The sequence below is a fragment of the Streptomyces sp. NPDC051243 genome, assembly GCF_044455405.1.
Classification (GTDB): Bacteria; Actinomycetota; Actinomycetes; order Streptomycetales; family Streptomycetaceae; genus Streptomyces.
Genome location: NZ_JBITES010000002.1, coordinates 555631 through 572729, shown reverse-complemented (window position 1 = coordinate 572729; position 17099 = coordinate 555631). Strand labels below are relative to the sequence as shown.

Here is a 17099-nt window from a genome sequence, read left to right as displayed (position 1 = left end):
CCACACATCCGGCTGACTCCGGATCGCCGCATCTTCCCCCCATGCGCACCATCGGCGAACTCCGCGCCGCCCTCACCATGGGCTACGGATTCCCCGGAGACGCCGACGACTTCGAGGCCGAGCTGGCCCGCGAGATCAACCACGCCGATCCCGCCGACCTCACCGGTATCGTCCGCCTGGTCGAGGAGTTCCGCGGCAGGATCGTCACCCGCCAGGATCCCGGCTTCGACACCGCAGTGGCCGCTGCCGTTGCCGAGATCCGCGCGGCCCGTGGGACCGCCCCGTGACTGACGAGCACCACCAGGTGATCGCCGAGATCACGCAAGAGGCCCGCGCCCGCTGCCAGGCCATCGGCTCAGGCGCCCTCGAAGCCGTCGAGGCCCTGTGCGCCGAACCGGAAAAGAACCCGACGCTCGGGCGGCGAGCCCGCAGCGCCGTCGGAGACATGAAGCTCTACACCACACGCCTCGAAGGCACGGACGCGCGGCCCGCCCTCACCGTCACCTACGTCTACGACGCACCGCCGCCCGACCCCGGTCTGATCCGCATCGCTCTCGTGTCGCCCGTCCGCTTCGCGGGTGGCGGTACAGAGTTCTGAACCCACCGGCGCGACGCGACTTCGAGCCCGCCATGCTCAACTACGGCAGCAGCCTGGAAGGCGCCGCGCTGGGTGGCGGCTTCGGCGACTGGAACGACCTCCAGGAGTACCTCCGGCAGGAACAGCAATACGACTACGGGGCTGAAGACGCCGCCCTCAGCCCCGTACCTCTTGGCGCACCCCTGCGGGTCAGCTCACCCGCCGCGCCCCCGGCGCCGGCACCGCCTCGAACACGCGCGGTGCGGTGAAGCCGGCGGAGGCGAAGGCCTCCTCGACGGCCTTGGTGATGGTCTCGACGTCGGCCTCCTCCGCGAGCACGATCGCCGAGCCGCCGAAGCCGCCGCCGGTCATGCGGGCGCCCAGGGCGCCGTTGGCCAAGGCGGTGTCCACGACCAGGTCCAGCTCCGGGCAGGAGATGCGGAAGTCGTCCCGCAGCGAGGCGTGGCCCTCGGTCAGGACCGGCCCGATCGCCCGGGTCTCGCCCGACTCCAGCAGGGCGACGACCCGCTCGACGCGCTGGTCCTCGGTGACGACGTGGCGCACCAGGCGGCGCACCTCCTCGTCGTCGCCGAGCCGGTCGAGGGCCGCGTCCAGTTCGTCGTAGGCGACGTCCCTGAGGGCGTCCACGCCCAGCAGGGCAGCGCCCTTCTCGCAGCCGGCACGGCGCTTGCCGTACTCGCCCTCGCTGTGGGAGTGCTTGACCTGGGTGTCGACCACCAGCAGGCGCATGCCCTCGGCGGCCAGGTCGAAGGGGATCTGCTTCTGGGAGAGGTCCCGGGTGTCCAGGAACAGGGCGTGGCCGGCCTCGCAGCAGGCGGACGCCGTCTGGTCCATGATGCCGACCGGGGCGCCGACGTAGACGTTCTCGGCGCGCTGGCACAGGCGGGCCAGCTGCCAGCCCTTCTGGCCGAGGTCGTAGAGGTCGTCGAGCGCGAGTGCGACCACGACCTCCAGGGCCGCCGACGACGACAGGCCCGCGCCCGACGGGACTGTCGAGGCCAGGTGGATGTCGGCGCCGGTCACGGCGTGCCCGGCCTGGCGCAGCGCCCAGACGACGCCGGACGGATACGCCGTCCAGGCCTTGTCCGACTCGGGCGTCAGGTCGTCGACGCGCAGTTCCACCACGCCGCCCTCGACGTCCGACGAGTGCAGGCGCAGCACGCCGTCGTCACGACGCGAGACCGCCGCTACCGCGGTGTGCGGCAGCCCGAACGGCATGACGAAGCCGTCGTTGTAGTCGGTGTGCTCGCCGATCAGGTTGACCCGGCCCGGCGCGGCCCACACCCCCTCCGGCTCGGCCCCGTACAGCTCCCTGAACCGCTCGGCGACCGCGGCTGCCGTGTCGACGCTCATCCCCTGACCCTGACCTTCCATGCTGAACCGGCCGAACCGGCCGGTGAGTTGACCGGCCGGACAGTCGTAGAACCTACGGCCGTCCGGGCGGCCGTGGAACTTATCCTGCGCGCCGCTGCGCGAACTCCCACGCGTCGGCGACGATCCCCGCGAGGTCCGCGCGGGACGGGTTCCAGCCGAGCCGCTCGCGGGCGGTGTCGGCGGAGGCGACCAGGACCGCCGGGTCGCCGCCCCGGCGCGGGGCCACGACCTCGGGGATCGGGTGCCCGGTGACCTGGCGGACGGTCTCGACGACCTCGCGGACGGAGAAGCCGTTGCCGTTGCCGAGGTTGCAGATGAGGTGCTCGCCCGGGGTGGCGGCCTTCAGCGCCAGCAGGTGGGCCTCGGCCAGGTCGGCGACGTGGATGTAGTCGCGCACGCAGGTGCCGTCCGGCGTCGGGTAGTCGTCGCCGAAGACGGAGATCGCGTCGCGCCTGCCCTGGGCGACCTGGAGGACCAGCGGGATGAGGTGCGACTCGGGGTCGTGGCGCTCGCCGTACTCGCCGTACGCGCCCGCGACGTTGAAGTACCGGAGCGACACCGCACCCAGGCCGTGGGCCGCCGCCTCGCCAGTGATCATGTGGTCGACGGCGAGCTTGGAGGCGCCGTACGGGTTCGTGGGCTGGGTCGGCGCCGACTCCACGATCGGCACCTCGGTCGGCTCGCCGTAGGTGGCGGCCGTGGAGGAGAAGACGAGCTTGCGCACGCCGGCCTCGCGCATGGCGCCGAGCAGCGCCATGGTGCCGCCGACGTTGTTGTCCCAGTACTTCTCGGGCTTCACGACCGACTCACCGACCTGCGAGAACGCGGCGAAGTGCAGCACGGCGTCGAAGGAGGGGTCCAGCCACTTGGCGGCGTCGCGGATGTCGCCCTCGATGAAGGACGCCCCGGACGGCACACCCTCACGGAAGCCGGTGGAGAGGTTGTCGAGTACGACGACCTCCTCGCCCGCCTCGATCAGGTGCTGCGCGACCACGCTGCCGACGTAGCCCGCGCCACCGGTGACCAGATACTTCCCGCTCATGAACTCGCTACCTCTCGCAGTCGCTCGGCCGCGCGCTCCGGCGGCACGTCGTTGATGAACACGCTCATGCCGGATTCGGAACCCGCGAGGAACTTCAGCTTGCCGGAAGTGCGGCGGATGGTGAAAAGCTCGAGGTGAAGCGCGAAGTCCTCACGCACGACGCCCTCGAAGTCCTCCAGCTGCCCGAACGGCGCCTGGTGCCAGGCGGCGATGTAGGGCGTCGGAGGCTCTCCGTCCCCGAATATCCGGTCGAAGCGCCTCAAGAGTTCCAGATAAACCTTGGGGAACTCTGAGCGCGCCTCCTCGTCGAGGGCGAGCAGATCGGGCACCCGGCGCTTCGGGTACAGGTGGACCTCGTACGGCCAGTGCGCGGCGTACGGCACGAAGGCCACCCAGTGTTCACCCTCGAGGACGACCCGCTCGTCGGCGAGTTCACGCTCCAGGACGGCGTCGAAGAGGTTCTCCCCGCCGGTCGCGTCCTTGTGGGCGGCGAGCGAGCGCAGCATCAGGGCGGTGCGCGGGGTGGTGAAGGGGTAGGCGTAGATCTGCCCGTGCGGGTGGCCGAGGGTGACACCGATCTCGGCGCCCCGGTTCTCGAAGCAGAACACCTGCTCCACGGAGGGCAGTGAGGACAGCTCGGAGGTCCGGTCGGTCCAGGCGTCCAGGACGAGGCGGGCCTGCTCCTCGGTGAGGTCGGCGAAGGAGGCGTTGTGGTCGGAGGTGAAGCAGACGACCTCGCAGCGCCCGGAGTCGCCGGCGAGCGAGGGGAAGCGGTTCTCGAAGACGACGGCGTCGTACGACGAGTCCGGGATCTCGCTCAGGCGGTCGCCCTCGGAGGGGCACAGCGGGCACTCGTCGGCCGGCGGGTGGTACGTACGCCCCTGCCGGTGCGAGGCGATGGCGACGGAGTCGCCGAGCAGCACGTCGTGACGGACCTCGGAGGTCGTGACGGTCCGGTCCAGGGGACGGCGGTCGACCGCGTCCCGCACCGTGTCGTCCCGCAGGTCGTAGTAGATGAGCTCACGACCGTCGGCCAGTCGGGTCGAGGTCTTCTTCACGCCGGGCTCCCAGGGCTACCCATCAAACATAACTAAACACAGAGAAACACAACTCACCACCCCAGTCAACATCACAATCAAACAAAGAGCGTCACTCGACGTGTTCAATCACTGAACACAGGGGCGTAGGTTCCGCGCTGTATCGGTTCGCCAAACGAAGCGAGTACATATGCACACCCCCACGCAAATCCCCACACAATCCCCCATCCACCTCGCCGCCGAGCTACGGCTCCCCACGAACTGGCTCGACTACACGCTGCTCGGCATCTACTTCGTCGTGGTACTGGGCATCGGCTTCGCCGCCCGCCGCTCGGTCAAGACCAGCCTCGACTTCTTCCTCTCCGGCCGCTCACTGCCCGCCTGGGTCACGGGTCTGGCCTTCATCTCCGCCAACCTGGCCGCCACCGAGATCCTGGGCATGGCGGCGAACAGCGCGCAGTACGGGGCGTACACCGTCCACTGGTACTGGGTCGGCGCCATCCCGGCCATGGTCTTCCTGGGCCTGGTGATGATGCCCTTCTACTACGGCAGCAAGGTCCGCTCGGTCCCGGAGTTCCTGCTCCTGCGCTTCGACAAATCGGCACACCTGCTCAGCTCGATCCTGTTCGCCTTCGCCGCGATCCTGATCGCCGGGGTGAACCTCTACGCCCTGGCGATCGTGGTCGAGGCGCTGCTGGGCTGGCCGCAGTGGGTCGCCATCGTCGTGGCGGGCTTCTTCGTGCTCGCGTACATCACCCTCGGCGGCCTGTCCTCCGCCATCTACAACGAGGTCCTGCAGTTCTTCGTGATCCTGGCGGCCCTCATCCCGATCACGGTGCTGTCCCTGAAGAAGGTGGGCGGCTGGGACGGCCTGACGGACACCCTGACGAAGTCCCACGGCGACGACTTCGTCACGGCCTGGGGCGGGACGGGCATCGGCGAGGCGAACCCGCTGGGCGCGAACTGGCTGACGATCGTGCTCGGCCTCGGCTTCGTGCTGTCCTTCGGCTACTGGACGACGAACTTCGCCGAGGTCCAGCGCGCCCTGTCGGCGAAGAACCTGTCGGCCGCCCAGCGCACCCCGCTGATCGCGGCGTTCCCGAAGATCTTCATCGTGTTCCTGGTGATGATCCCGGGCCTCGCGGCCGCGGCCCTGATCCCCGGCTTCGGCACCGCGGACTCGGGCTACCAGTACAACGACGCCATCCCGTACCTGATGGAGGGCCTGCTGCCGAACGGCGTGCTGGGCATCGCCGTAACCGGCCTCCTCGCCGCGTTCATGGCGGGCATGGCGGCGAACGTGTCGTCCTTCAACACGGTGTTCACCACGGACATCTGGCAGAAGTACGTGGTGAAGGACCGCGAGGACGAGTACTACGTCCGCTTCGGCCGCCTGATCACCGCGATCGGCGTGCTGGCGTCGATCGGCACGGCGTTCCTGGCGTCGTCCTTCTCCAACATCATGAGCTACCTGCAGACGCTGTTCTCCTTCTTCAACGTGCCGATGTTCGTGGTCTTCATCGTCGGCATGTTCTGGAAGCGGGCGTCGATGAAGTCGGGCTTCTGGGGCCTGCTCGCGGGCACGACGGCGGCGATGGTGAACTACTTCGTCTTCTACAAGCAGGACGTCATCTCCATCCCCTCCGACCAGGGCGCGAACTTCGTCTCCGCGATCGCGGGCTTCGTGGCCGGCGCGGTCGTCATGGTGGCCGTGTCCCTCTTCACCGCACCGAAGCCCGAGCAGGAGCTCCAGGGCCTGGTCTACGGCACCCGCTCCCCCGGCATGGCCGAGCCGCCGGCGCCGGGCGACGAGGCCTGGTACCGCAAGCCCGCGCTGCTGGGGTGGGGCGCGGTGGTGCTGGCGGCCGTCTGCTACATCCCGTTCTCCTTCTGACGACCGGAGGCTGACAGACCATGACCGACAACTCCGAGCACTCCGAGCGCCACCGGTACTCCGAGGAGGACGTCCAGCGGGAAGTCACCGAGCTGGAGGGCAAGTCCGCGACGGCCGCCCGCCTCTTCGACATCCGGCGCATCATCGGGGGCCTGTTCGTGATCTACGGCGTCATCGTCACGATCACCGGCCTCACCGACGACGACGCCGCGATCGACAAGGCCGAGGGCGTCAACATCAACCTGTGGACCGGCCTGGGCATGCTGCTCCTCGGCCTGTTCTTCCTGGCGTGGCTGAAGCTGCGGCCGATTGCTCCGGCGCCGCCGGACGTCGAGTCGGGGGTGGCGCCGGGAGAGCGGCCGAACGAATAACGGCCGGACGGCAACGCGATGGGGCCGAGGTCCACTCCTACACCTCGGCCCCAGCGGCCTTCATCGAGCCGCGACGGTCACCCATGTCAGCGCCCGGCCTCCGGGCAGCGCGACGACCCCACCGCGCTCCGCATCACCCGCGAACCACGCACCGCTCTCCATCTCCGCCGTCCACCGCCGCCACCGGAACGGAGCCCGCGCCCTCATCACCGGCGACCAGTCGTCCTCACCGGCACCGACCTTTATCTGCACGGGAATTCCACCGCGCACCCTGGTTCCGCGCACCCTCCGCACCGATTCGCAGTATTCCCAGGAGTGGTGGCCCAGCGCCGTGTCGATCGCCCGTACGGTCTGCATCGAGAGAGAGGCCAGTGCCAAGGGACGAAGACTGACGAACATCAGGAGCAGGAAAACAGCCCGTACCGTCTCCAGGTCGCGATCGCGGATCACGATCACGGCCAGGGTGAGCAGCGCCCACACCACCGTCCACACCACCAGCCGAACCAACCCGCGCCGCCAGGTCGTCACAAGGACCGCTCCCGTCTGCGGATCGTCGACGGCGCGGGAACCGGCGCGAAGCGGGACGCTCTGCGGTACCGGGAAATCACTCTTCATTTCGTTGCCTCTCCCCTCACATGGACAACCCTAACGGCATGCCCATGACCATCTCATTGCTAAGATCGGGCAGTTGACGGAGGAAAAGACGAACCGGGAATCAGCGAGAGAAGTGTTCGGGTGAAATTCACGGATGTCCTCTCCTGGTCGGGCTTCAAGGCCTGGATCTCGGGTCCCGACCACCACGCCGTCGCCCGCGAGGCCCGCGGGCCGGCCAGGGCCGCTCTTCCCGCCGGGGAACGACCGGTGGACTCCCACGTCGTGGCGATCGGCGAAGGAGTGCCAACGCCTCCGCACCGCCTGAGGCCGGATCCTTTCCGGGAGGCCGGATCGACCGCCGATCGCCTGCTGGCGCGAGCCGGCCGGGCCGAGCGGCTCCTGGACCGTCTGAACCCGGTGAACGCGGCGGTGGACGCGTTCGACAACCGGGGCAGCGAGCAGGCGCTGTCCGGGGACTGGCCAAGCATCGCGGGACAGTTGGCCTGTGCACTGCAACCCCGTGAGGGATGCCATGCCCTGTCGGTCCTCCTCCTCGGGGATCGCGGCCTGCACCTGGTCCACGTCCAGAAGTCCCCGGACGGCCGCAAGGCGGGGCCAGGGAGCCGGTACGGATGGGGTGTCCCCCTCACGCGTGTGGCGTGGATCCGGAGACGGAACGGCAAGAAGCACGGCACCCATGACATCGGCTTCGACGACGGGTCCTGGCTGAGAGTCTGCTTCCCCGTCGCCGGCTGGGGGACGCTGGTGAACGCGCTGGCCGACCTCAACGGCGGGGCGGGGCAGGCCCATTAGCGGGCAGGGCGACAGCCCGAGGGGGCAGAGGTCCATGGGGAACGCGGCAACATCTCCAGGAGAGTACGGAGCGTTCTGGTGAGCAGTGAGTGGACCGTGGACGAGACTCGGGGCGGCGCCGGCCAGGCGACCGGTGGCCAGGGCTTTGTCCACTGCGGGAGATTCGTCGCCGTGGCGGCTCCCCTCGCCCTCGTGGCGCTGACCGCCGCGTGGCTCTTCCTGGGGGCCACGCCGGTGCGCGACGCAGTCCAGTGGGGTTCCCTTGCACTGCTCACCGTGTGCCTGGTGGTCTTGGGCGCGGCGGTGGTCCGCGAGGGAGGCCGGTCCCGTCGGGAGACCTACGGCCAGGCCGTGCGGGCCGCGTCGGCGACCCCGGGCCGCGGCGAGGGCACGGTGCCGTCGCGGCTGGGCGGGGCGGGCCGGCAGTCGGCCCGGATGGTGGGCGTGCTGGTCGCCGTTCCCGCGCTGGTGGCCCTTTGGGCGACGCTCGGCGCCGCCGACGGGCGGGGTTCGAGCACGAGTACCGCACTGGCCGACGCGGGCGCGGTGATCAGGCAGCTCCCGATCGCCGAGATCGAGAACGAGGTGGCGGAGGGCAGCAGCCGCCGCGCCGACGCCACGGCCGACTTCACCGTCCTGCTGCCCTCGCCGGGCGGAGGCGACCCGGTGCCCGCGACCTTCGAGGCGACCACCAACCAGCGCGAGGCTGTTGGCAACGACCTGTACGTGGCGTACGTCCCCGACCGGCCCGGCCTGGGGGCCATCGGTGACGATCAGCGCGAGGACGTGGAGCGCCAGCTCGACGGGCGGGAAGTGGAGGTCAGCACCGTGTGGGTGATCGCAGGGCTGTGGGCCCTGGCGACCCTCGGCCCGCTCACCGGCTGGTGGATGACCGGCAGCACCCGCCGCCGCGCCCGTACCGTCGGCCCCGACTGGCAGGCCCTGCGGATCACCGTCACCGGGGCGGGCGAGCACGTCGACGCACCGCCGGCCGAGGGCACTTCGCCGGCCGACGAGCGCAAGCAGCGGGAGAACACCCGGCGGTTGAAGGGCCTGGTGCTCCAGGGCCACGGCACGGAGGTCCCCTTCCACTCCCAGATGTCCAGCGAGGCCGCCGGAGCCGTGCTCTTCGGTACGCACGGCTGGCTGCTGTGGAATCCCCGACGGCGCCGGGGCCGGGACGTTCCGGCCGACCTCGTCGGCGACGACGGCTGGCAGTTGCCCGGCGCGGTCCCGGCTGCGGTGACCGAGCGGATCACCGAGGCCCAGCTGACCGTGCCCGCCCATCCCGACCCCCAGCGGCGAGTCCGGGCGCTGGACCTCGGCGCGGGCTGGCTCGTCACGGCGTCGGTGTCGGTCCTCGCGGGCTGGACGGTCGCCCTCGGCTGCCTGACCGCCCTGCTCCTCGTCCCGGACCCCGGCAGCTGGCGCGTGTGGACAGCCGCGGCGGGACTCCTGGTCTCCGCCCTCGGCTTCCTCATCCAAGGCATGTCGCGCGAAGACCGCCGCATGTCACACGAAGACAGCCGACCGAACTGATCCCCACGCGCGGGCGGGCCTCCCACCGGAACAACCGGGAGGCCCGCTCACTCGTTCCGGTCCCGGGCCCTGCTACCGATGCCGACGCCCGGCTGCGCCGGCAGGGTCAGGGCTCCTCCCCCGCTCCCGCCCCCGGAGGTGAATGCGGCACAGGACCCGCCCGATCCAGCAACCCCGTCCGAGCCGCCAGTGCCGCCGCCTCCAGCCTCGAGCCGACCCCCAGTTTCATCAGCACCCGCTGCACATGGGTACGAGCCGTCGACGGCGCGATGCCCATCCCCGCCGCGATCAGCCGGGTGTCCTCGCCGTCGGCGACCCGGACCAGGACCTCGACCTCGCGGGGCGTGAGCATCTGGAGCAGGCGTTGCCCCTCGTCGTCCGGTTGGGCGGCCGGGTTGAGGAGTTCGCTGAACGCGCCCTGGAGCAGTTGCGGCGCCACCGCCGCCTCACCTCCCCGCGCCTTCATGATCGCCCGCTCGACGCCCTCTATGCGCTCGTCGTGCCGTACATAGCCGGAGGCCCCCGCCGCGAACGCCGCCGCTATGCCGCGCGGGCTCGGCACCGGGCCCAGCACGAGGACCGCCACCTGCGGGCGCTCCCGCTTGATCTTCACCACCGGGTCGAATATGCCCGGCTCCGCCGGCGTCGCCGTCCCCAGCAGGCACACCTCCGGCGCCCGCGTGATCACCAGCTCCGCCGCCCCCGCGGCGGGCGCCGCCGCGGCGAGCACCCGGTGCCCCCGCAGTTTCAGTGCCGAGGCCAGCGCCTCGGCGAGCAATCGGTGGTCGTCGACCACCATGAGCCGCACTCCCATCGGACAACCCCCCAGTCCCCCCAATGGATCCCCATCAATACCCAGGACCGGCCGCACCAGTCGCGCCAGCCCGGACGCCCCAACTATGGATGCCCACTGGTCCGCGCGGAAGGAAGCCCCCTCCCGGCTCCCCCGCCCTTCATGCCCCCGGAAGCTACACGCTTGTTCGACATTGCGCTCCCCCTACCGGTGAGAAGTGCCCCGGAACGGCGGAATTTCTGGCTTTCCGTGCATTCGACGGCGTCGGCCGGTACGCCTCACGTCGGTCAGCCGGTGCCGTACGCGATCACCTGGTCCGCCGCCGAGACGTACAGACGCCCCTGCGAGTAGAGGTACTCGGCGCGCTGCGGAAGGACGCCGGCCTCGACCGCGGAGCCGGCCGCCGTGGCCGGGTTCTCCAGGAGCCTGGTCTGCTCGAAGGTGAGGCCGTCGATGCTGACGACCTGCCCGCCCCCGGCGGCGTGCGGCGACCGCTTGTACGCGAGCACATTGCCGCCGTCCATCCGCAGGGGCGAGATCACATACCCGTCGCCCGCGTCCGCCCGCTGTGCGGTCCGCCTGCCGGTGGTCAGGTCGAACGCGGCGATCTCGTTGGTCGGCCCGGACCCGGCGCCGCCGTCATGCTCCTTCGTCGGCAGGTACAGCCGGTCCTTGCCGACGGCCACCTGTGGGCACCGCGCGATCCCGCCGATGACGTCGCACTCGGCCGCGTATCGCTCGCCGGGCGCCGAGATCCGCGTGCGCAGCTTGCCGGTCCTGCCGTCGATGGAGAGGAAGTCCGTGATGGCGGTGCCGTCACCCGCCGCCGCACCCGTGTGCGCGGCGACGACCAGCGGGTCGGTCGAGACGATGCCGACGTTCTCGATGCCGGTGTTCTCGGAGCCGGTGTTCTCGGAGCCGGTGTTCTCGGAGCCGGTGTTCTCGCTGCCGGTGTTCTCGCTGCCGTCGGTCATCCGGTACGCCGCGATCACCTGCCCGGACTGCGGGTCGATGGTCTGGACGTCCAGTTGGAGGCGGCCGTCGGACCGGCACTCGCGCAGCGCCACCAGCTTCGGGCCGCCGCCGTACCCGGCGTCGTGACAGCTGTCGTTGGCCTTCGGCGTCCACAGCGCCGTGCCCGAGGCGATGTCGAACCCGGCGCCGCCGCCCGCGCCGCCGACGGCGACCGTGCTCGCGCCGACGGTGATGTTGTCGAACCGGATCGGTGCGTCGCCGCGCAGGGCGGACCCGGTCCACAGCTTCCGGCCGGCGTCGAGGTCGAGGGCCGAGACCTGGGTGCAGCCGTGCGTCGGCCTGGCCCTGGTCGGCATCGCGGGCTCGTGGACGATGGCGGTCAGGTGGTCCTTGGTGATGTGGCCGGTGACCGCGCACACCGGGCCGGGCAGCGGGATCGTCCACAGCCTGGTGCCCTTGTCCGGGTCGTAGCCGGTGATGTCGGCAAGGCCCGTCCTGACGTACGCCTTCCCGGTCAGCCATGAGCCGGGCACGACGGCGCCGGCGGCGGCCTCGGCCTTGTCCTTGGCCTTGTCCTTGGGCGACGGGATCTGGAAGAGGAGCCTTGCGGCGGTGCGGGCGGGTACCTTCTCGCTGCCCTTGGGCGTCGTGGCGCCGCCCGCCTCGACCTGGCCGCCGGTACCGCCGGCGGAGCCCGCCGCGTCGTCCTTGGCGCCCTCGGCACCGGAGACGTACAGGACACCACCGCCGGCGATCAGCGCGGCCGCCACGACCACCGCGACGACGACGGCCCACCAGGCGTTGGACCGCCGCCCGCCGCCACCCGGCCCGGCGGGCGGGTAGTGCAAGGGCGGGGGCGGGGATGCCTGCGGGACGCCGTGATCAGAGTTCCAGTCATACGGAATCCGCAGCCGCTCATACGGGTCGAGCTCCGGGCCGGGCCCGACGGGACTGCCATGGCCTGGCGGCATGGGCGGCACGGGGGGCCGGGGAGGCCGTGGTGGCGTGTGGGGCGCACCGTAGCCACCCTGCTGCGGTGGCTGGGTCATACGCGGCTCTCCCCTCGCGAACTGTTGTGTCGCCGCTCCTGCGCTGCCGTCGCGTTTGCGCCACACCGGCGGTTCCCGGCCCGTTGCCGAGCAAGCCTTTCTATCACTCGCCGCGCACGAGGCACCGGGTCGCGTTGGCCCGCTTTCCCGGGCCTCTCGCGCTACGCGTCCTCGGCGAGCTCCAGCCAGCGCAGCTCCAGTTCGTCCCGCTGACCGGCCAAGTCGCGCAGTTCCGCGTCGAGTTCGGCGACCTTCCCGAAGTCGGTGGCGTGTTCGGCGATCTCGGCGTGCAGCTTGGTCTCCTTCTCGGAGATCTTGTCGAGCTGCCGCTCGATCTTCTGCAGTTCCTTCTTGGCGGCGCGCAGGTCGGCGGCGCTCTTCTCCGGTACGGCCGTGCCGGCGGCCGGAGCGGGCGCGGCAGCGGCGGCGACCGCCGCCTCCATGCGGTGGCGGCGCTCCAGGTACTCGTCGATGCCGCGCGGCAGCATCCGGAGCGTGGCGTCACCGAGGAGCGCGAACACGCGGTCGGTCGTCCGCTCGACGAAGAACCGGTCGTGGGAGATGACGATCATCGAGCCGGGCCAGCCGTCGAGGAGGTCCTCCAGCTGGGTCAGGGTCTCGATGTCGAGGTCGTTGGTGGGCTCGTCGAGGAAGAGGACGTTGGGTTCGTCCATGAGCAGGCGCAGCAGCTGGAGGCGGCGGCGCTCACCGCCCGAGAGGTCTCCGACCGGCGTCCACTGCTTCTCCTTGCCGAAGCCGAACGTCTCGCACAGCTGCCCGGCGGTCATCTCGCGCCCCTTGCCGAGGTCCACGCGCTCCCGCACCGCCTGAACTGCCTCCAGGACCCGCCAGTTCGGGTCGAGCTCGGCGACCTCCTGGGAGAGGTAGGCGAGCTTGACGGTCTTTCCGACGGCGATGCGACCCCCGGCCGGCTGTGCCTCGCCCTCGGTGCGCGCCGCGTCGGCCATTGCCCGCAGCAGCGAGGTCTTCCCGGCGCCGTTGACGCCGACGAGGCCGATGCGGTCGCCGGGGCCGAGCTGCCAGGTCACATGCTTGAGCAGCATCTTGGGACCGGCCTGGACGGTCACGTCCTCCAGGTCGAAGACCGTCTTGCCGAGCCTGGACGAGGCGAACTTCATCAGCTCGCTGCTGTCCCGGGGCGGGGGGACGTCCTTGATGAGCTCGTTGGCGGCCTCGACCCTGAAGCGCGGCTTGGAGGTGCGGGCGGGGGCGCCGCGGCGCAGCCAGGCCAGCTCCTTGCGGACGAGGTTCTGCCGCTTGACCTCCTCGGTGGCCGCGATGCGCTCGCGCTCGGCGCGGGCGAAGACGTAGTCGGAGTAGCCGCCCTCGTACTCGTAGACGTCTCCGCGCTGGACGTCCCACATGCGGGTGCAGACCTGGTCGAGGAACCAGCGGTCGTGGGTGACGCACACGAGCGCCGAGCGGCGCTCGCGCAGGTGCTGGGCGAGCCAGGCGATGCCCTCGACGTCGAGGTGGTTGGTGGGCTCGTCGAGGACGATCAGGTCCTGCTCCTCGATGAGCAGCTTGGCGAGCGCGATACGGCGGCGCTCACCGCCGGAGAGGGGGGCGATGACGGTGTCGAGGCCCTGCGGGAAACCGGGCAGGTCGAGTCCGCCGAACAGGCCGGTGAGCACGTCGCGGATCTTGGCGTTGCCGGCCCACTCGTGGTCGGCCATGTCCCGGATGACCTCGTGCCGGACGGTCGCCTCGGGGTCGAGCGAGTCGTGCTGCGTGAGCACGCCGAGTCGCAGTCCGCCGGAGTGGGTGACCCGGCCGGTGTCGGCCTCCTCCACCTTGGCCAGCATGCGGATCAGGGTCGTCTTGCCGTCGCCGTTGCGGCCGACGACGCCGATGCGATCGCCCTCGGAGACGCCGAGTGAGACACCGTCGAGCAGGGCACGGGTGCCGTACACCTTGCTGACGTTCTCGACATTGACCAGGTTGACGGCCATTTCTCTCCTGCCCGGGGGCTGTGTCGACATGCGGCTCCGCCGCGTGGGTCAGCCTCCCAGCCTAGTCGGGCGCACCGGCAGCCATCGCCGCGCGCCTCCCTCACTCCTTGGCCCACACCACCCCCACCCCCTTACCCGTGCGTAGGGATTCCCCTAATTGACGTGCCCTCATCAAAAACGCCACCGTATCCGCACAGGACCGGCCACCCCCCACCGCCCAGTCCGCGCACGTCTCCCGAGAAGGGGTCCCACCCCCATGTCGTTCGTGCAGCACTCCCCCACGCCCCGCCGCAGACGCGCCGCCCTTGCCGCGCTCGTCTCGGCCGCGGCCCTGTTCGCCGTCGGCGCCGCCACCACCGCCCCCGCGTCGGCCGCCCCCGCCGAGGGCGTCATCCAGGGCGCCGACGCCCCCGGCGCCATCAAGGACAGCTACATCGTCACCCTCAAGGACAACGCCGGATTCCGCGCCGCCTCCGCCAAGGGCAGGGCGCTCGCCACCCGGTACGGCGCCGAGGTCGAGCGCACCTACAAGCAGGCCCTCAACGGCTACGCGACCGAGATGACGGAGACCGAGGCCAAGCGGCTCGCCGCCGACCCGGCCGTCGAGAAGGTCGTCCAGAACAAGACGGTCCGCATCAACGCCACCCAGACCAACCCGACCTGGGGCCTGGACCGCGTCGACCAGGCCGACCTGCCGCTCGACTCGTCGTACACCTACCCGGACAGCGCGGGCAGCGGCGTGACGGCGTACATCATCGACACCGGCGTCCGCATCACCCACAGCGAGTTCGGCGGCCGCGCCTCCTACGGCTACGACGCCGTCGACGGCGACTCCACCGCGCAGGACGGCAACGGGCACGGCACACACGTGGCCGGCACGGTCGCGGGATCGACGTACGGCATCGCCAAGAACGCGGACATCGTCGCCGTACGCGTCCTCGACGACGACGGCTCCGGCACGACCGACGGCGTGGTCGCGGGCATCGACTGGGTGACCCAGAACGCCCGGTTCCCGGCCGTCGCCAACATGTCGCTGGGCGGCGACGCCGACTCGGTGCTCGACGAGGCGGTCGAGAACTCCATCGCGGCCGGCATCACCTACGCGGTCGCGGCCGGCAACGACAACGTCAACGCCTCCACCAACTCCCCGGCCCGCGTCTCGGCGGCGCTCACGGTGGGCGCCTCGACCAGCGCCGACGCCCGGTCGTCGTTCTCCAACTACGGGTCTGTACTCGACCTGTTCGCGCCGGGGTCGAGCATCACCTCCGCCTCCAACGCCTCCGACTCCGGCACCGCGACCTACTCGGGTACGTCGATGGCGTCCCCGCACGTCGCCGGAGCGGCGGCCGTCCACCTCGGCGAGAACCCGAGCGCCTCGCCCTCCGCGGTCGCCTCGGCGCTGACCTCGGCGGCCTCCTCCGGCACGCTGACCAGCGTCGGAACCGGCAGCCCCAACCTGCTGCTCCAGATCACTCCGGCCGGTGACGGCGACGGCGGGGGCGGCGACACCGGCTCCAGCTTCGAGTCGACCACCGACGTCTCGATCCCGGACGCGGGCTCGGCCGTCTACTCTCCGGTCACCGTCAGCGGCCTCACCGGCAGCGCGCCCAGCGACCTGTCGGTGTACGTCAACATCGTGCACACCTACCGCGGTGACCTGGTGATCGATCTCGTCGCCCCGGACGGCTCGACCTACCGCCTGAAGAACAGCAGTTCCTCCGACTCCGCGGACAACGTGGACGCCACCTACACGGTGAACGCGTCCGGTGAGACGACCGTCAACGGGACCTGGCAGCTGAAGGTCCAGGACGTCTACAGCGCGGATACGGGATACATCAACAGCTGGAAGCTGACCTTCTGACCGAGGTCCATCGAGCCGGGCGGTGCGCCCCGGGGACGCCGATCCCCGGGGCGCTTCACTGTGGCCGGTGTCAGCGGCGCGCGGCCGCCTCGCGGACCTCGGCGAGGAGGCCGTACATGACGTTGCCGGGGCACTCGGTGGAGAAGTAGTCGCGGTGGCCGCCGACCACGTGCGTGTCCTTCTTCGTGCCGTTGACCGGGTTGACGTACGTCACCTGCGCCTGCGGGTCCAGGCCCTTGAAGCGCGAGATGACCTTGATCAGCCGGATCAGGGAGGCCTTGGCCGCCTCCGTCGGGCCCTGCTCCGAGAGGGTGCCGAGCAGGGCGATGCCGAGGGCGCCGGAGTTGTAGCCCACGGAGTGGAAGCCGGTGACGAGGTCGCCGTCCGGGTTGAAGGCGGGGATGCCGTCGTCGCCGGAGTAGCGGCCCTCGTAGACGTTGCCGGCCTCGTCGATGAGGAAGTGGTAGCCGATGTCGCCCCAGTCGTTGGTGATCGCGTGCATCTCGTAGATCGCGCGCACCGTCGCGGCCGGGTCGGGGTCGTTGTTCGGCGTGGCCGTGTGGTGGACCGTGATGATCTGCAGCGGGTAGTACTTCTCGGGCGAGTTGACCGAGCCGTCCGGCTTGAACCGCTTGGACTCGTCGGCGCCCCAGGCCGGCCGCGAGAGGTAGCGCACGCCACGCACGCGCGTGGGCTCGCTCGGCACGCGGAAGGTGCGGGCGGGACCGTCGGTGGTGTCGATGGCCAGCGAGTGCACGCCGTCGATGTCGCTCGAAGCCTTCACCTCGTACGCGGTGGCGTTCTGGGCGGCGATCAGGGCTGTGCCGCCGTCCTCGACGATCGCGCAGCCGCTCGCGAGGGGCTGCCAGTCGCCGTCCGCTATCCGGATGGCGGCGCCCTGCTTCGCACCGGACCAGCGCACACCGACATAGGAGGCGGCGAAGGCGGTGGTGGCCTCGCCGGTGCCGGTGGCGGCCTCGGTGCGGGTGGCGGGGAACTTCTCCGGCGTCGTACCGGAATCGCCGGAGCCGGCGGTCGAGTTGTTCGTTTCTCCGGAGTCGGTGGACGCGAACACCATCGGCGTCACCGCGGCACCGGCGGCCACCGCACCACCGGCGGCTATCACGCCGCGCCGGGAGAGCGAGCGCTTTCCACGATGGGTGGCGGGGGTGGGGGATTCGGACAC

The 17099-nt window shown here is 70.8% G+C and carries 15 protein-coding genes; 7 read left to right on the top strand and 8 right to left on the bottom strand.

Going from position 1 to position 17099, the window contains the following annotated elements; all coding sequences use genetic code 11:
- Positions 1-41 precede the first annotated feature (41 nt).
- A complete protein-coding gene (locus tag ACIBAG_RS06520) occupies positions 42-287 on the top strand; it encodes a hypothetical protein (protein ID WP_399101632.1) in 246 nt (81 codons plus the stop codon).
- Positions 284-598 carry a hypothetical protein gene (locus ACIBAG_RS06515; protein WP_399101630.1) on the top strand — a complete coding sequence of 105 codons (315 nt, stop codon included), beginning with the start codon at positions 284-286 and terminating at the stop codon, positions 596-598. The genes ACIBAG_RS06520 and ACIBAG_RS06515 overlap by 4 nt, the downstream gene beginning before the upstream one ends.
- Positions 599-787: 189 nt before the next feature.
- Here the strand turns inward: ACIBAG_RS06515 and galK are convergent, their stop codons facing one another.
- The 3 genes from galK to galT all read right to left on the bottom strand — a co-directional run bounded on the left by galK (position 788) and on the right by galT (position 4072).
- Positions 788-1951: a galactokinase gene (galK, locus tag ACIBAG_RS06510; RefSeq protein ID WP_399101629.1), complete on the bottom strand. Its 1164-nt coding sequence runs from the start codon at positions 1949-1951 to the stop codon at positions 788-790.
- 100 nt (positions 1952-2051) lie between these two features.
- Positions 2052-3014 carry a UDP-glucose 4-epimerase GalE gene (galE, locus tag ACIBAG_RS06505; protein WP_399101627.1) on the bottom strand — a complete coding sequence of 321 codons (963 nt, stop codon included), beginning with the start codon at positions 3012-3014 and terminating at the stop codon, positions 2052-2054.
- Positions 3011-4072, bottom strand: a complete 1062-nt coding sequence (gene galT, locus ACIBAG_RS06500) for a galactose-1-phosphate uridylyltransferase (RefSeq protein ID WP_399101625.1) — start codon at positions 4070-4072, stop codon at positions 3011-3013. Before galT ends, galE begins: the two co-directional genes overlap by 4 nt.
- A gap of 169 nt (positions 4073-4241) precedes the next feature.
- Here galT and ACIBAG_RS06495 point away from each other — a divergent pair, with 169 nt between their 5' ends.
- A complete protein-coding gene (locus ACIBAG_RS06495; protein ID WP_399101623.1) occupies positions 4242-5945 on the top strand; it encodes a sodium:solute symporter family protein in 1704 nt (567 codons plus the stop codon).
- Positions 5946-5965: 20 nt separating this feature from the next.
- Positions 5966-6316 (top strand): hypothetical protein, encoded by a 351-nt coding sequence (locus ACIBAG_RS06490; RefSeq protein WP_399101621.1) that lies wholly within the window; start codon positions 5966-5968, stop codon positions 6314-6316.
- A 60-nt stretch (positions 6317-6376) separates the two neighbouring features.
- Here ACIBAG_RS06490 and ACIBAG_RS06485 read toward each other — a convergent pair whose 3' ends face one another.
- The gene (locus ACIBAG_RS06485; protein ID WP_399101619.1) at positions 6377-6931 is read right to left on the bottom strand and encodes a hypothetical protein; all 555 of its coding nucleotides are present in this window, start codon (positions 6929-6931) and stop codon (positions 6377-6379) included.
- A 120-nt stretch (positions 6932-7051) separates the two neighbouring features.
- On the opposite strand from ACIBAG_RS06485, the gene ACIBAG_RS06480 reads away from it, so the two are divergent.
- Both ACIBAG_RS06480 and ACIBAG_RS06475 read left to right on the top strand, forming a co-directional pair.
- The gene (locus tag ACIBAG_RS06480) at positions 7052-7723 is read left to right on the top strand and encodes a hypothetical protein (RefSeq protein ID WP_399101617.1); all 672 of its coding nucleotides are present in this window, start codon (positions 7052-7054) and stop codon (positions 7721-7723) included.
- A 78-nt stretch (positions 7724-7801) separates the two neighbouring features.
- The gene (locus ACIBAG_RS06475; protein WP_399101615.1) at positions 7802-9262 is read left to right on the top strand and encodes a hypothetical protein; all 1461 of its coding nucleotides are present in this window, start codon (positions 7802-7804) and stop codon (positions 9260-9262) included.
- Between the two features lie 106 nt (positions 9263-9368).
- On the opposite strand, the gene ACIBAG_RS06470 is transcribed toward ACIBAG_RS06475, so the two are convergent.
- From ACIBAG_RS06470 to ACIBAG_RS06460, 3 genes are all read right to left on the bottom strand, one after another.
- The gene (locus ACIBAG_RS06470; protein WP_399101613.1) at positions 9369-10076 is read right to left on the bottom strand and encodes a LuxR C-terminal-related transcriptional regulator; all 708 of its coding nucleotides are present in this window, start codon (positions 10074-10076) and stop codon (positions 9369-9371) included.
- Between the two features lie 266 nt (positions 10077-10342).
- Positions 10343-12001 (bottom strand): pentapeptide repeat-containing protein, encoded by a 1659-nt coding sequence (locus tag ACIBAG_RS06465; protein WP_399101611.1) that lies wholly within the window; start codon positions 11999-12001, stop codon positions 10343-10345.
- A 239-nt stretch (positions 12002-12240) separates the two neighbouring features.
- On the bottom strand, positions 12241-14052 hold the full coding sequence (locus ACIBAG_RS06460; protein ID WP_399101609.1) for an ABC-F family ATP-binding cassette domain-containing protein: 1812 nt from the start codon (positions 14050-14052) through the stop codon (positions 12241-12243).
- A 256-nt stretch (positions 14053-14308) separates the two neighbouring features.
- Here ACIBAG_RS06460 and ACIBAG_RS06455 point away from each other — a divergent pair, with 256 nt between their 5' ends.
- On the top strand, positions 14309-15913 hold the full coding sequence (locus tag ACIBAG_RS06455) for a S8 family peptidase (RefSeq protein ID WP_399101607.1): 1605 nt from the start codon (positions 14309-14311) through the stop codon (positions 15911-15913).
- A gap of 70 nt (positions 15914-15983) precedes the next feature.
- On the opposite strand, the gene ACIBAG_RS06450 is transcribed toward ACIBAG_RS06455, so the two are convergent.
- Positions 15984-17099, bottom strand: coding sequence for a peptidoglycan recognition family protein (locus tag ACIBAG_RS06450; RefSeq protein WP_399101605.1), 1116 nt, complete (start codon positions 17097-17099; stop codon positions 15984-15986).

Bases quoted from the DNA above. Each gene is read 5' to 3' on its own strand.
- ACIBAG_RS06520 (WP_399101632.1), top strand. From the start codon at position 42: ATGCGCACCATCGGCGAACTCCGCGCCGCCCTCACCATGGGCTACGGA.
- galK (WP_399101629.1), bottom strand. From the start codon at position 1,951: ATGAGCGTCGACACGGCAGCCGCGGTCGCCGAGCGGTTCAGGGAGCTG.
- galE (WP_399101627.1), bottom strand. From the start codon at position 3,014: ATGAGCGGGAAGTATCTGGTCACCGGTGGCGCGGGCTACGTCGGCAGC.
- ACIBAG_RS06495 (WP_399101623.1), top strand. From the start codon at position 4,242: ATGCACACCCCCACGCAAATCCCCACACAATCCCCCATCCACCTCGCC.
- ACIBAG_RS06490 (WP_399101621.1), top strand. From the start codon at position 5,966: ATGACCGACAACTCCGAGCACTCCGAGCGCCACCGGTACTCCGAGGAG.
- ACIBAG_RS06485 (WP_399101619.1), bottom strand. From the start codon at position 6,931: ATGAAGAGTGATTTCCCGGTACCGCAGAGCGTCCCGCTTCGCGCCGGT.
- ACIBAG_RS06470 (WP_399101613.1), bottom strand. From the start codon at position 10,076: ATGGGAGTGCGGCTCATGGTGGTCGACGACCACCGATTGCTCGCCGAG.
- ACIBAG_RS06465 (WP_399101611.1), bottom strand. From the start codon at position 12,001: ATGCCGCCAGGCCATGGCAGTCCCGTCGGGCCCGGCCCGGAGCTCGAC.
- ACIBAG_RS06460 (WP_399101609.1), bottom strand. From the start codon at position 14,052: ATGGCCGTCAACCTGGTCAATGTCGAGAACGTCAGCAAGGTGTACGGC.
- ACIBAG_RS06455 (WP_399101607.1), top strand. From the start codon at position 14,309: ATGTCGTTCGTGCAGCACTCCCCCACGCCCCGCCGCAGACGCGCCGCC.